13 protein-coding genes and 2 pseudogenes are annotated in these 12,207 nt (G+C 69.4%); 6 read left to right on the top strand and 9 right to left on the bottom strand.

Going from position 1 to position 12,207, the window contains the following annotated elements:
* Positions 1 to 373: 373 nt before the first annotated feature.
* Together AB0C28_RS29850 and AB0C28_RS29845 are read right to left on the bottom strand one after the other, a co-directional pair.
* The gene (locus tag AB0C28_RS29850) at positions 374 to 514 is read right to left on the bottom strand and encodes a hypothetical protein (protein WP_358079130.1); all 141 of its coding nucleotides are present in this window, start codon (positions 512 to 514) and stop codon (positions 374 to 376) included.
* A 26-nt stretch (positions 515 to 540) separates the two neighbouring features.
* The gene (locus AB0C28_RS29845) at positions 541 to 1,422 is read right to left on the bottom strand and encodes a hypothetical protein (RefSeq protein ID WP_358079127.1); all 882 of its coding nucleotides are present in this window, start codon (positions 1,420 to 1,422) and stop codon (positions 541 to 543) included.
* 21 nt (positions 1,423 to 1,443) lie between these two features.
* On the opposite strand from AB0C28_RS29845, the gene AB0C28_RS29840 reads away from it, so the two are divergent.
* Entirely contained in the window at positions 1,444 to 1,896 is a 453-nt protein-coding gene (locus AB0C28_RS29840; RefSeq protein ID WP_358079125.1) for a site-specific integrase, read from the top strand.
* Positions 1,897 to 2,276: 380 nt separating this feature from the next.
* Positions 2,277 to 2,558: a tyrosine-type recombinase/integrase gene (locus tag AB0C28_RS29835; RefSeq protein ID WP_358079122.1), complete on the top strand. Its 282-nt coding sequence runs from the start codon at positions 2,277 to 2,279 to the stop codon at positions 2,556 to 2,558.
* A gap of 116 nt (positions 2,559 to 2,674) precedes the next feature.
* Here AB0C28_RS29835 and AB0C28_RS29830 read toward each other — a convergent pair whose 3' ends face one another.
* The 3 genes from AB0C28_RS29830 to AB0C28_RS29820 all read right to left on the bottom strand — a co-directional run bounded on the left by AB0C28_RS29830 (position 2,675) and on the right by AB0C28_RS29820 (position 5,520).
* Positions 2,675 to 3,430 carry an alpha/beta fold hydrolase gene (locus AB0C28_RS29830; RefSeq protein ID WP_357856889.1) on the bottom strand — a complete coding sequence of 252 codons (756 nt, stop codon included), beginning with the start codon at positions 3,428 to 3,430 and terminating at the stop codon, positions 2,675 to 2,677.
* 114 nt (positions 3,431 to 3,544) lie between these two features.
* On the bottom strand, positions 3,545 to 4,699 hold the full coding sequence (locus AB0C28_RS29825; RefSeq protein WP_358079120.1) for a YbfB/YjiJ family MFS transporter: 1,155 nt from the start codon (positions 4,697 to 4,699) through the stop codon (positions 3,545 to 3,547).
* Positions 4,696 to 5,520: an alpha/beta fold hydrolase gene (locus tag AB0C28_RS29820; RefSeq protein ID WP_358079117.1), complete on the bottom strand. Its 825-nt coding sequence runs from the start codon at positions 5,518 to 5,520 to the stop codon at positions 4,696 to 4,698. The genes AB0C28_RS29825 and AB0C28_RS29820 overlap by 4 nt, the downstream gene beginning before the upstream one ends.
* A 78-nt stretch (positions 5,521 to 5,598) precedes the next feature.
* Between AB0C28_RS29820 and AB0C28_RS29815 the strand changes: the two genes are divergently transcribed.
* Positions 5,599 to 6,207 carry a TetR/AcrR family transcriptional regulator gene (locus AB0C28_RS29815; RefSeq protein WP_357856880.1) on the top strand — a complete coding sequence of 203 codons (609 nt, stop codon included), beginning with the start codon at positions 5,599 to 5,601 and terminating at the stop codon, positions 6,205 to 6,207.
* Between the two features lie 222 nt (positions 6,208 to 6,429).
* Here the strand turns inward: AB0C28_RS29815 and AB0C28_RS29810 are convergent, their stop codons facing one another.
* Complete coding sequence (locus AB0C28_RS29810; protein WP_358079114.1) at positions 6,430 to 6,618, bottom strand: hypothetical protein; 189 nt, start codon at positions 6,616 to 6,618, stop codon at positions 6,430 to 6,432.
* Positions 6,619 to 6,733: 115 nt separating this feature from the next.
* Positions 6,734 to 7,396 (bottom strand): CGNR zinc finger domain-containing protein, encoded by a 663-nt coding sequence (locus AB0C28_RS29805; RefSeq protein WP_358079111.1) that lies wholly within the window; start codon positions 7,394 to 7,396, stop codon positions 6,734 to 6,736.
* A gap of 266 nt (positions 7,397 to 7,662) precedes the next feature.
* Here AB0C28_RS29805 and AB0C28_RS29800 point away from each other — a divergent pair, with 266 nt between their 5' ends.
* From AB0C28_RS29800 to AB0C28_RS29790, 3 genes are all read left to right on the top strand, one after another.
* Positions 7,663 to 8,643, top strand: coding sequence for a DMT family transporter (locus AB0C28_RS29800; protein WP_358079108.1), 981 nt, complete (start codon positions 7,663 to 7,665; stop codon positions 8,641 to 8,643).
* A 387-nt stretch (positions 8,644 to 9,030) separates the two neighbouring features.
* Entirely contained in the window at positions 9,031 to 9,417 is a 387-nt protein-coding gene (locus AB0C28_RS29795) for a hypothetical protein (protein ID WP_358079105.1), read from the top strand.
* A 239-nt stretch (positions 9,418 to 9,656) separates the two neighbouring features.
* Positions 9,657 to 11,003, top strand: coding sequence for an aspartyl protease family protein (locus tag AB0C28_RS29790; RefSeq protein ID WP_358079102.1), 1,347 nt, complete (start codon positions 9,657 to 9,659; stop codon positions 11,001 to 11,003).
* Positions 11,004 to 11,103: 100 nt separating this feature from the next.
* On the opposite strand, the pseudogene AB0C28_RS29785 reads toward AB0C28_RS29790, so the two are convergent.
* Positions 11,104 to 11,232: pseudogene (locus tag AB0C28_RS29785) on the bottom strand (IS5/IS1182 family transposase); the annotation flags it as partial.
* A gap of 28 nt (positions 11,233 to 11,260) precedes the next feature.
* Positions 11,261 to 11,650 (bottom strand): annotated as a pseudogene (locus AB0C28_RS29780) (DUF6192 family protein); the annotation flags it as partial.
* Between the last annotated feature and the right edge of the window lie 557 nt (positions 11,651 to 12,207).

The following is a 12,207-nucleotide window of genomic DNA, read 5'->3' as shown; positions in this document are numbered from 1 at the left end:
TGTTCCTGGCTTCCAGCCTCAATCCCGTATCTGACCAAGGGCGACGGTGAGTGGCTGGATGGGGTGCTGTGGCACAGCCGAGCCGAGGCCGAGCACGCCGCGCGGGAGGTCAACTCGGTGCCAGAGTGTGCGACGTGGTCTCGTTCACATTGCAGAGTCGGGCGGAGTCGGCATGTGGAGGTCATCTCCGCCTGGAGGGCCGATGGGTGGCCCGACTGAACGTGGCACCGTGACTGGGCCGACTGCCGTCCAGGATCCTGCCCCCGCCCGTGCCGAGCCCGTAACCCGTGCGCCGCCATCCCACTGGCCCCAACCCTCACCCGGCCCTGCCGGGCGAGGACGGGGCCCTCACCTTTCTCTCAAGGACCTCAGTTCACGGGGTCAGCCCCAGCTCCCGCAATTGAGTGGGCCGCAGCGGTCGCCAGCCGCTGGTGTCGAGCTTGGCCAGTTCCGCCTCCACGTGGACTTTGCTGAACGACCGCGGTGTAAACATCGTCCCGACCTCGAGCTTCACGTCGCGAACATGTCTGCGACGTCAGCTCACAAGTTGTGTCCGATCCGTTGAGAAGTCCCCTGGGACATGTCCGCGGAGGCGAGGTGGTCGTGCAGGGCGGCGTGGCGGAACTGATAGACCGGGCCGACGGCACGCAGTAGTCCTAGGCGGTGGGCGTCGTCGAGGAAGTTCCTGAATCGCCAGGGAAGCCGGCGTTGGAGGGCTAGCCGGGCCACCGTGATGGTGCAGACCAGCCACGCATGATGGTTGCCCATCAGGATCCCGGCCGCGAGCCCGATCGTGGGCCCGGTCGCGAGCCCGATCGTTGACCGGATGTGGGGTGTAGTGCGAGCGATGTGCCACCAGGTGATGTCGCGGGTGGCGGCCGGGGGGAAGGCGCGGGCCAGGTAGGTCAGGTGGCGGCGGGTGGCATCGGGGTCAAGCCGGTGGCGGGGCCGGAAGTGGTCGGCGGGGCCGGTGCTGGGTGGCCGGGCGGCGATGACGGCGGGGATGACGTGGTCGAGCAGGTGGGCCCGTAGCGCGTCGGCGTCGGCGCCGAGCGGGCCGGTCAGGGGGGCAGGGTCGGCGCCGGGAGTGACGTAGACGGTGCGAATCAGCCACAGGCCCAGCGGGGTGGCGGCCAGTTGGGTCAGGCCGGGGACGGTGCGGGAGCGTAGTGCGGTCAGGGTCTGCCTCCAGACGTCGGTCGGGGATGCGGGGAGGCAGGCGGTCAGGTAGTCGGCAGCGGCTTGTGGGGGGACTGGTTGGGGGACAATGACCGCGGCGGCGGTGAGCGGGCGACCAGTGTCGTGGATGGCGGTGGCGAACTCGGTGCGGCGGCTGGTCAGGATGAGCTGGTCGCGGGCGGTCAGCGAGGCGTTGAGCGCGGCGATCACCTGGGCGCGGGCGGGTGCGGGGATTTCGTCCATGCCGTCCAGGACAGCCAAGATGTGGCCGCCGTCAGCCAGTGCGGCCGCATCCCCGTCAACACCTTCGCCGCCCGCCGCCTGGAAGCCTGGCTCGCCCGCCGCGGCACCCACCGCGGCCCGCTGTTCCCCCGCCTGACCCGCGGCGGCGCCGTACGCACCACCCCGGACGGCCGTCCCTGGCAGATGAACCCCCAGGCCGTACGCGACATCCTCGCCAAACGCACCGAACAGGCCGCCACCACCCCCGTACGACCCCACGACCTGCGCCGCACGTTCATCTCCAACCTCCTGCCGCAAGCAGACGCGATCATGACCGCCCGCCTGGCCGGCCACGCCAGCCCCAGCACCACCCTCCGCTACGACGTACGGCCTGACGAAGAAGCACGCGACGCCGTGGAACGCCTCCGCGTCCCCACCGCCGCGCCCCTCCTGCCCGGCCCACTCGCTGAGCGGCCCGCTGCCACCGCACCGTGACGACCGGCCCCAGCCTCGGCCCGCCGGCGATCCGGGTCGCATCGAGAGGCGAGGGTATCGACCGGGGTGGTGATCACTGCCGCAGTAGGGGCGACAGCTCCAGTGGCGGGGCCGGACTTTCACCGATCGGCCTCGGGCGGTCAGCGCGCCACGGTATGCGGACCGGGCGAGTCGGGGTGCGGCGGCACCGGCTACGCGCCGCGCGGCACCCGGGACAGGGCCGGGCGAGCATGGCTCAGCCTAGCCGAGCTGGACACGGCCCTCAGCGAGTTCGTCCGCCAGACCTACCACCGCACGCCACACAGCGAGACCGGCCTGCCACCGCAGGAGCACTGGGAGGCGCCCGCGGGCCGGTACTCACCACCGACCGGCGGGCCCGGGTGGACCTGCCACCGGCCGATGTCGGTGCGGGCAGCGGGAAGGCGCGGCTGTCTTATCGTCGGGCGGCCGAGCTGTTCGAGAGCGCCACCGGCGGCTGGACACTGCATCAACTCCGGCACTCGGCCCTGACCCACGCGGCCGAGGACGGCGCCAAGACCTCCACCCTGCTGGCCTACTCCGGGCATACCTCAGTCGTCTCGCTGGCCCGCTATGCCCAGGTCTCCGGAGAAGCACTCGCGCGCTGGCAGGCCAGACACGATCCCGCCGCCCGCAGGCACTGAGGAACGCGCACTCTCAGCTGTCGATTCGCCGGATGGAAAGGATGGCCCTGAGCGTGAGCGAATGGCTGGGTGCGAAGGGGCTTCCCAGAGCGTCGGCGCGCGGCGCTGCTTCGGCGCTACGCTTGGCCGGCCGGCGAAGGTCTTGTGGTGACTGCTCTGGTGGCAGCCCGCGCGGTGAAGCTGTCCCGATCCTCGCCATCAGCGGGGGCCACGACCTGGAGCAGGATCTTCAACAGGTCCTGCGGCGCGTCCCGCATGAGGTTGTGCCCGCTGTCCAGCGCGTACGTCCGCCACGAGGGGTCTTCGCGCAACCGCTGGTAGACGGGGGTGAACGGGGAATGGCCGTCCCATCCTGCGGCGTACACGTAGTCCCTGCGGCGGATGTGCGCGAGGTCGCCGGTGAGCTGGAGTGGCTGGAGCAGCGAGGCCAGTGGGTGGGGCGTGGCCCGTGGGTCGAAGAAGGGCAGCGGCCGTACCGCGTAGCCGGTCTCCACCACGTCCATGTACCACTGGCGCTCCTGGTCGGAGACGAGGGTCCAGGTGGAGTCGCCGGGCTCCGGCACCATGGCGTCCAGGTAGACCAGGGCATTCACTCGTTCGGGTGCGCGGTCGGCGGCGCCGGTGATCACCATGCCCCCGTAGCTGTGGCCGACCAGCACCACATCCTGAATGTTCTCAGCGGCTAGCACACTGGTCACGTCCTGGATGTGCGTGTCGAGGTTCACTCCGCCGTGCAGCAGATGGCTGCGCTCGCTGAGCCCGGTCAGCGTCAGCGGGTAGACGGCGTGCCCCCGCACGCGAAGCTCGCCGGTGAGCTCCTCGAAGCACCAGCCGCCGTGGCACATCCCTGGGATGAGCACGAAGTTCCCCATGATCTTTCTCGCTTTCTCTTGTCGGATTGGTGTCTGGTGGCTCGTGAGGCGCTGCCCGGGAGAACGTCGACCGCATGCGCGGTGTGTGTCGGTCGCCGGTGTGAGACGCACGTCTCAGTTGTGTGCCGCGCCGGGTACGCCGGGGCGTGTGCGGCCTCCGGCGATGGCGATCGCGGAGGCCGCGGAGCACAGGATCGCGGTCCACGCCAGGGTGGCCTCGGTGGAGGTGTGATCGGCGACCATGCCGGCGATCCACGGCCCGGCGGTCTGCCCAGCCGCGAACACTGTGGAGAAGGCCGCCAGCGTGGCGGTCCAGTCGGCGGACGGGACGTTGCCCTTGATGAGGGCGGTGATGGCGGCGGGAACGCCCATGAATGTCGCCCCGTAGATGATCGCGGAGGCGAGGATGACCGATGGCGTGGGTGCTGCCAGTGCCAGCGCCGCTCCGCCGGCCAGGATCGCGAGCAGGGTGGCCAATGCCCGGGTGGCGGCCCATTCGGCGGTGGGGCGGCTCCACAGCGCGGGCGCCGCAACGACGGCCAGGCCCAGCGCCGTCCAGGTGAGCACCACCTGCCCGAGCGAGGCGTGCTGGTCGGCGAGGTAGGCGGACAGGAAAGTGATGTAGGTGATGTACCCGGCGGCGAACAGCAGGTAGGCCAGGGCGGCCCCCCACAGCGGGCGCACGCGGACCCGGCCGGCCGCGGCGGCATGCGCGTCCTCACCCGTGCTCGCCGCACTCCAGCTCGCCACGGTCGTCAGCGCGGCGGCGACGGCCAGGCCGACCCAGGCCAGGCGCCAGTGCTCCCCCAACACGGGGACGCTCACACCGCTGACAACGATGCCCAGTCCAGTGCCGGCGAAGTACACCGTGATGGGCGAGCTGGAGGCCGCGCGGGCGGCGACGCGCGAGGCGATCACGCCGCCGGCGACGAACACCACCGCCCCCGCCGCTCCCGCCGCGGCCCGCGCGGCCAGCAGCGCCGGGTAGGCGTCGCTCGCTGTGGTGGCAGCCAGCGACACGGCCGTGAGTGTCATCCCGACGCGGAAGGCGGCGGCGGTGCCCCAGCGGCGCACGATCGCGGCGGTCACCAGCGCGCCGAGGAGGTAGCCGAGGCCGTTGGCGGTGCTCATCGCCCCCGCTTCAGCCAGGGTCCAGCGCAGGTCCTCGCGCATGGCCGGCAAAAGCAGGCCGTACGCGAAGCGCGCCAGCCCGAGCGCCGAGGCGGTGCCGAGAGCCAACCGCAGCGCCTGCCACGGCGCCTGCCTCACGGGCACCGTTCCAGGAAGCCCAGGAGCATACGTGTCATGGTCACGCGATGGTCCGACAATGCGTGGTCTGTCGGGAAGAGGTGGTGTTCGAGGTGTTCGACGGGCTGCGCCTGATAGGCCGTGACGACTGGTTCGTGATGCACGTCGTACGGCGTGACGGTGTCAAGGCCGGTGCCGATCAGGAGTACGGGGCGGTCCGCCAGCAGCGGTGCGAGTCCGGCCAGCCGCCATGAGTCGCCCATCGCCTCCATCTCGCCGACGAGGGCTTCCCCGCTGGTGCCCCGCAGGGGACCGAGTTCGCCGGTGAACGCCTCGACATAGCTCGCCCGGACACTCGGGTCGGTACGGCAGAGCGCCGCTGCCGTGCCGAAGTCGAACGCGGCCACCGAGGCGACGGCGGTGACGGACGGTTCGGCGGCTGCGGTCATCAGCGCGGCGAAGCCGCCCAGGCTATGACCGATCAATACCAGCCGCTGCGGATCCAGCCGGTGAGCGGCGGCGTGGTCGCGCAGTCCGGCCACGACCGCTGCCGTGTCCTCCAGCACGTGCCCCCACGACCACGAGCCGCCGACGCCCCACGAACCGCGATAGTGGAACACCAAGGACGCGTAGCCCGCACGGCGCAGCACCTGCGCGAGATCGAAGTTGCGTTCGTTGCCGGGGAATCCGTGCAGGAGCACGACGACAGGGTGCGGCCCTCGGCCTGCCGGCACGTGCAGCACACCGAGCAGGGACGCGCCCCCGCTGTCGAACCTCAGCGCCGGCGTGGTGGCCGGAAAGTCAGGATCGCGCGGCGGGTCGGCAGCAAGCGGGTCAAACACAAGAGACTCCCGAGATCGAACCGATCGGTACGACCTGAGACATTACATCGGATCGGACCGATCGGTACCATCTACCTCATGCCAGTCACCAAAGGCTCGACGATCGACCCCGCACGCACTCGCGCCACCATCCTTGAAGCGGCCACCGCGGTGCTGTACGAACGCGGCCTCGACGGCATCGGCGTCGCCGAGCTGTGCACCCGCATCGGGGTGTCCAAGGAGACGCTCTACCGGCACTTCGGCACCAAGGACGGCCTCGTGGAGGCCATGCTGCAAGCGCGCAGCGAGCGGGTCACGAGCTGGCTGGCCGAAGCCGCCGCAGCCGCCGGGGACGCCCCCGGCGAGCAACTCGCCGCGGTGTTCGACGCCCTCCAGCGGTGGTACGACGACCCGGTCTTCCGTGGCTGCGCGATACTGAACGCGGCCGCCCAGCACCACGTGGACGCCGTTCGCACTATCACCGCGCGCCATCTGGGCCACTACCTTGATCTCCTGACCGGCATCGCCAGCCGTGCCGGAGCTGTCGATCCGCCCGTCCTGGGACGACAACTGCTCATGCTGGTCGAGGGGGCGACCGTCGTCGCCGCGCATCACGACCCAGCCGGCGCCGGCGAGGCCGCCCGCCAGGCCGCGCTCACCCTGCTGTCCGCCGCCGCTCGCCCCAGCGTCCAGGACGCCTGTTCCTAAGCCGATGATCTTGACCTTGGTGATCAGGTAGAACGTGCGCTGAGTAAGGTGGGCTGGCCGGGGCCTTGAGCCCTGATGTTCAGGCTGACGGGCTTGGTGTGACTCGCGGGCTGAGATGGCCACCGCACGCTGGTATCAACTCACTCGGACTGTCTCCACCCGTGCGGGACACGGAGGGTAGGCACTGCCTTCCTCGTCGGCACCTTGCGCGCATACTGGCCGTTACCTGAGCCCATAGATCAGAAATGTGTCCTTGGCCTCCTGAGCCGGGATCAATAATCCGGTCGTGCCGCCGCAGGGGGCGACGCTGCTAGCCCGGCCGTCCCTGATGAGCGCCCACATCTCGCCGTAATCGGCCGCGGCGACGTCCTCCACCAGGTCGAGGTCGCCGAACGAATCCGGCTTGCGCACTCTCCGCCACGAGGCACCATCCCACCGGCTGAGGACGGCCCCCGCGACTTCGGCTGAGGACACGGTACGGAAAGCGCGGCCCACCACGTGGGCCGGCCGCGAGGCCGCCCGGGCATCAAGTCGGCACCTGCCGGTCACCGGCAGGCCGGCGCAGGCCGGTTTGGGGTGAACCGGGGCGGCCACCCGGATCGAAGGCGACGCCGGCCGTCACCGTGTTGGATCGCCGCCGCCGATAGCTCCTCGCCTTGGCCTTGTTTCCGCAGGTGGCCATGTTGCACCAGCGGCCGGTCTTGTTTCTGGCGTGATCGTAGAACGCCCATTGGCAGGCACGGTTGCCACAGATCTTGAGGCGTTCCCAGGCAGGGGTTCCCGCGTACCCGGCGACGGCGGCGACGATGCGGCCCAGCGCGCGAGGCGCCCCGGAGCGGGTCGCGACCAACGTGACGGTCGCATCCGGTGAGATCTCGACCTGCAGCGGGGCGGCCGACTGGGCGGCCGCGTTGAAGGACTGCGCGGCGCGGGAGGCGCGGCCGGGCTCGGAGCGCTCGCTCAGCAGGGAGCGGAGCGCCTCACGCAGCTCGCGGGCCCGCAGGACGTCGTCATGACCCACCGTCTCGTCCGGGCCGAGAAGTTCGTGTTCGCGCAGCCACCTCGCGAGAGAGCCGGCCTCGTCGAACTCGTCGAGGCCGGCTTCCAGATCTCGCGTATTGAGAAAGAGCCGGAGCGTCTCCAAGCCTTCCGGAGCCACGTCGGGCTTACCCCGCTGCTCGTTCGTCATTATGGACACCCGATCTACGCCGTCACCATTCTCACTACTTGACAGGTTACTCCGAATGGGGGGAAGCTCAAGGAGACGGGATGTGGTTCCCCCATGAAGCTCAGCCCCACGAAGCTCAGCCCCACCGGCATCAGAGCCGAAGAGCGCAAGGCGCGGCGCACTCAGAGCCGCCCCGGCGGCCGTATCGATCCTTGAAGCACGTGGCCTGAGGCGGCGCGAGGCGCCTGCTCACCACGCCGGACGGCGCACCCGGGCGGAGGATCGCGATGACCGCCCCGGTCCTGCCCCGGCGTACCGCGACCGGAGTGCTTCTCATCCTCGGCTCCGCCGTGTCCTTCGGCGCCATGGCGATCTTCGCGAGGATCGCCTATGACAGCGGCGCCGACGTTCACGGTGTGCTGCTCATCCGCTTCAGCGTCGCCGCGATCGCCCTCACCGCGCTGATGGCGATCACATCGACCCCATGGCCGCGCGGGCGGGATCTGCGCCTCCTAGTGCTGATGGGCGCCGTCGGCTACGTCGGGCAGTCATTGACCTACTTCACCGCGTTGACACGGATACCAGCAGGCTTGGTAGCGGTCCTCTTCTACACCTACCCGGTGCTGGTGGCCATCTGCGGCGCCGTCCTGGCCCGCCGCGTGCCTGCCTTGCTCACGCTCGCGGCCACCTGCATGGCGACTCTGGGCGTCGCGCTGGTCGCCGGCCCGACGCTGGAGGGCGATCTTCTCGGCATCGCACTCGCGGTCGCCGCGGCGGTCATCTACACGGGCTACATCCTGGCGGGCAGCCACCTGTCGGGCGCGGCCGGCCCGCTCGCCTCGACCACCACCGTCTGCCTGGCCGCGACCGGGGTCTACGCCGGCGCGTGCCTGGCCCACGCTCCGTCCTTCCCCGGCAACCTCGCCGGTTGGTCGGCGGCCGTGGCGACCGCCGTCGTCTCCACACTCATCGCCATCATCGCCTTCTTCGCCGGTCTTCGGCTGCTGGGCGCCGCCCCTTCGGCGGCAATCTCCAGCGCCGAGCCGGTCGTCACCAGCGTGCTGGCGTTCCTGGTCTTCGCGGAAGACCTGTCGCCGCTGCAGATCATCGGTGCCGCGCTCGTCTGCGCCTCCGTCATCGGGGCGGCTGCCAGCAGCGGGCGACGCGCCACACCCGCGGCACCCCCCGGCCCCTGTCGCCGAGGACCCGCCCCAGCACACCGGCGTGTGACGCCACAACGCCGGCGACATCCCCAGGGAGAAACATGAACCGAAATCGTGAACGTGCCGCGCCCGCGAACCACCGCGTCGCCATCGCCGGAACCGGTGCCTGCCTGCCTGCGACCGTCGTGCCCAACGCCGAGCTCTCGGATCGCATGCACGTCGCCCCCGAGTGGATCGAGGAGCGTACCGGAATCCGTGAACGGCGCGTCGCCACCGACAGCGAAGCGACATCGGACCTCGCCACAGCCGCCGCGCGACGAGCCATGCTCACCGCACGACTACAGGCGGACGACATCGACCTGATCATCGTCGCAACCTCCACACCGGATAAGCCGATGCCGGCCACCGCCTGCATCGTGCAGGCCATTGGAGCCTGCCGACAAAGGGTTTTGGTCGCCGAGGCGAGGGGCAAAAGAGGCCCTGGTCGGCGCCATGGCCGACCGGCTGACCACGGCCTTCGAGGACGCGCTCGCTCAGGCGGGCACCCTCCCAGGCGACTTCTTGCGCGCCTATGTCGAGGCGACCATCCCCGAACGGCACACCACCGCCACGGTGCCTGCCGACCGCGTCACTGTGGCGCTGCTTGCCGTGATGCTCGTCGACCCGACGCAGCTCAAGCCGTTGCGTGAGCGGTTCGCCGCCTGGCAGGCCAGGCTCGCCGACGACGGCATCGACCCCGCAGCGGCCACAGCCATACGGATGGCCGTGGACGGGTGGTGGGCGGCCAGGCTGCTCGGGCTCGGCTCTCCTGGACCTGACCTGCATGACGGAACCCGCCGCTACCTGATGGAGGCCATCGACCATGCTGCGCGCGACTAAGAAGGTGTCTTCGATCCCCCTTAATGATCTTCCTTGTCCCTTTGGGCGAGAGGTTAAGACTTTGTCTGGCAGGGTGCCTCCCACACGCTCGATGCAGCCAAAGGCGGACGGCAACGCAGAGGAAACAGCAGAGCTGATTTCCTGATGCAGGCCTCTGCCCGGACCCCTGCGCCGCGACCGCCGGGGGAACGGGCCGGGCAGATCGCCGCTGAAATCGCCAAGACCCTCAGGAGCCGGCCATGCACGAAGAAGAGACTTTTCCGGGACTGGATCGACGACAGTTCCTGCAACGCGCGGGGCTGGCCGCCGGAGTAGGTGCGGCGCTGCCGCTGCTGGGCATGGGTGGCGCGAGTGCCATAGCCGCCGCTCCGTGGCTCGCCGACGACCCCGACCAACTGTTCAAGAGCGGCCATTTCAAACGTGCCGAGCAAGGTTACCGGCGCCGGCTGAAGGAAAACGCCGACAACGCGCAGGCCGCCGCGCAGATCGGCTACATCGCTCTGCTGTCCAACCGGTTCGCCGACGCCGAGAGATTCCTCAAACGCGCCGTTAGCCTGAAGCCCGACGACGAATTCTCCCTCTACCAGCTCGCGGACTGCTACATCCGCCAGGACAGGCTGTCGGAAGCCGTACCCTGGCTGCGCAAACGCGGCGAGCTGACCGGCTCGCAGACCGACCTCGCCCACGCCAAGCTGTACGAGACGATCCAGGGAACCCCCTGGCAGGTGCATGGCCCGCAGAGCACCAGAATCCCGTTCCTCGGCCTCGAACCCCTGCCCCACATGATGATCTCCATCAACGGAACACAGCCGAGGATCTTCCAGCTCGACACGGGAGCGACGACGGCCGGCCTCAGCATGCAGTTGGCGAAGGAGGCCGGCCTGGAGGTGATCTCCGAGAGCAAGGGAAGCGCCGACGGGCAGCAGTTCACGATGTATTACGGCATCGCCAAGTCGGTGCGTATCGGCGACCTCGAGGTCCGCAACGCGCCCGTCCACTGGAACGAGGCCGACCGGCCCAACCTGCCCGACGGCACCGAGGCACACGGCACCATCGGCACCGTGCACTTCTACCATTTCCTGACCACCATGGACTACGGTCACCAGCAGTTCGTCATCCGTCGCAAGACCGAGGCCAACCTGCGCAGATTCCGCACCGAGGCCGCGCGGCTCAAGGGTGACGTCCTGCCGCTGTGGCTGGCGAAAGACCATTTCCCCTGCACGCTGGGCTCGCTCAACGACTTCGGGCCCCGGGTCGTCACCTTCGACACCGGCGGCCCCGGCCGGGGCGTTGGCACCTCCCTCGACTTCGCCGAACGCGCTGGCATCGAGCTCGGCGAGCCCGAGCAGGGGCGGGGCGGGGTACGCTACCCCATCGCGCCGGAGGAGATCAGTCTGGGCAAGGCGACGCGGCGGCGGGTCAAGGGGTGGGCAGAGGAGAAGCCCAAGGTCGGCGCCGGGATGAAGTTCGACACGATCGCCAACTTCACCCACGACTTCTTCAAGCCGTTCGCCATCACCTTCGACTACACCCACATGAACCTGTACATCACCGGCGACTCCATGAACCCGGACACGGGCCGGTAGGGAGAGACCGCAATCTGGCCGTGAGACATGCAGGTGCGCATCAGGCCGCCTGGGCTGAGTCAAGCTGATGCTTGGTCCAGGCTCGGGCGGCCTTCCTTCGGGTGAGCCTCCTGCTCATGAGCGTGATAGCAGCCATAGTCAGGTGGGCTTCGCTATGGGCGGGCTTGCGTTCGAAATCGATCACGTTGCGGCGGGCGTTCATCAGCCAGCCGATAGACCGCTCGACGATCCGCGGCCACGAACACCGAGCACGCGCCGACCAGCTCGATGAGGTCGCGGCTGCGCTCGATCCGGGGCAGTGCCGGGGTGCGCTCGCGGACCGCCTCGCCGGCTTGCCGGGCCTGGTCGACCTGCGCACGGTTGACCAGATGCCGGGCGGTGGTGTCGGTCATCGCCTTGAAGGCGACTTCCGGGCGGCGCAGCAGATCGGTCGCCACGGCGGCGGCGACCTGCTCATCGCGGGCCAGGTCGTGGATGCGCTCCACCTTCTGCTGCACCGAGGTGGTGTCGGCGAACTTCTGGTCGACGGCCTGCTTGGCGGCCGTGTCGGTCCACCGGTGCGTCCTGGTGCGCTGGTCCAGCGGCGGCTTGGTGATGCGCTCCCACCGCTCCTCATCATCGCGGAGCGAGGCCAGCGTCTTGTGCATGTAGTACGGGACCCCGTGCCGGCGGTGCTGGGCCGGCCAGCGGGAGGCCACCCAGCGGTAGGTCTCCAGTGTCTTCACCGGAATGGTAAGGTCGTCGGCGAACAGCTGCAGGGATTCCAAGACGCCGAACAGCGCCTCGCCCCGGTCCGGGTGCGCGCCGCCGTGCGGCTGCATCGGCTCGATTTCTAGCGCCAGGTCGCCGAGCTCGAACTGGGAACGGGCCTGGAGTTCAACCAGCTCCCGGCCGCGAGTGATGATCTGTTCGTACCGCTCCTGGCTGACGTGACCGATCATGGTCGGCATGCTCCGCTCTCCCCTCGCACGCGACGTACGGGACAACGGCGGGATGCGGACCACCAACACCAAGCATCCTATTGATCACGCCTAGTGATAATCCCTGGCAAACAAGGTCTTTACGTCCCCCCTAATGATCATTAACGCGGGGATTGAAGACACCTTCTAAGCTTGATCTTTAACCTCTCCCACCGGCCGGTCGTTGAGCTGGGTGGAGGTTTGGGGCGTTCGCGGGACATGGAGACGGCCTTGGCGTGATCATG

Source organism: Nonomuraea sp. NPDC048892 (genome assembly GCF_040649735.1).
Lineage (GTDB): Bacteria > Actinomycetota > Actinomycetes > Streptosporangiales > Streptosporangiaceae > Nonomuraea > Nonomuraea maheshkhaliensis.
The sequence above is the reverse complement of the archived record's forward strand: the minus strand, read 5'-3'. Positions and strand labels throughout refer to the sequence as shown.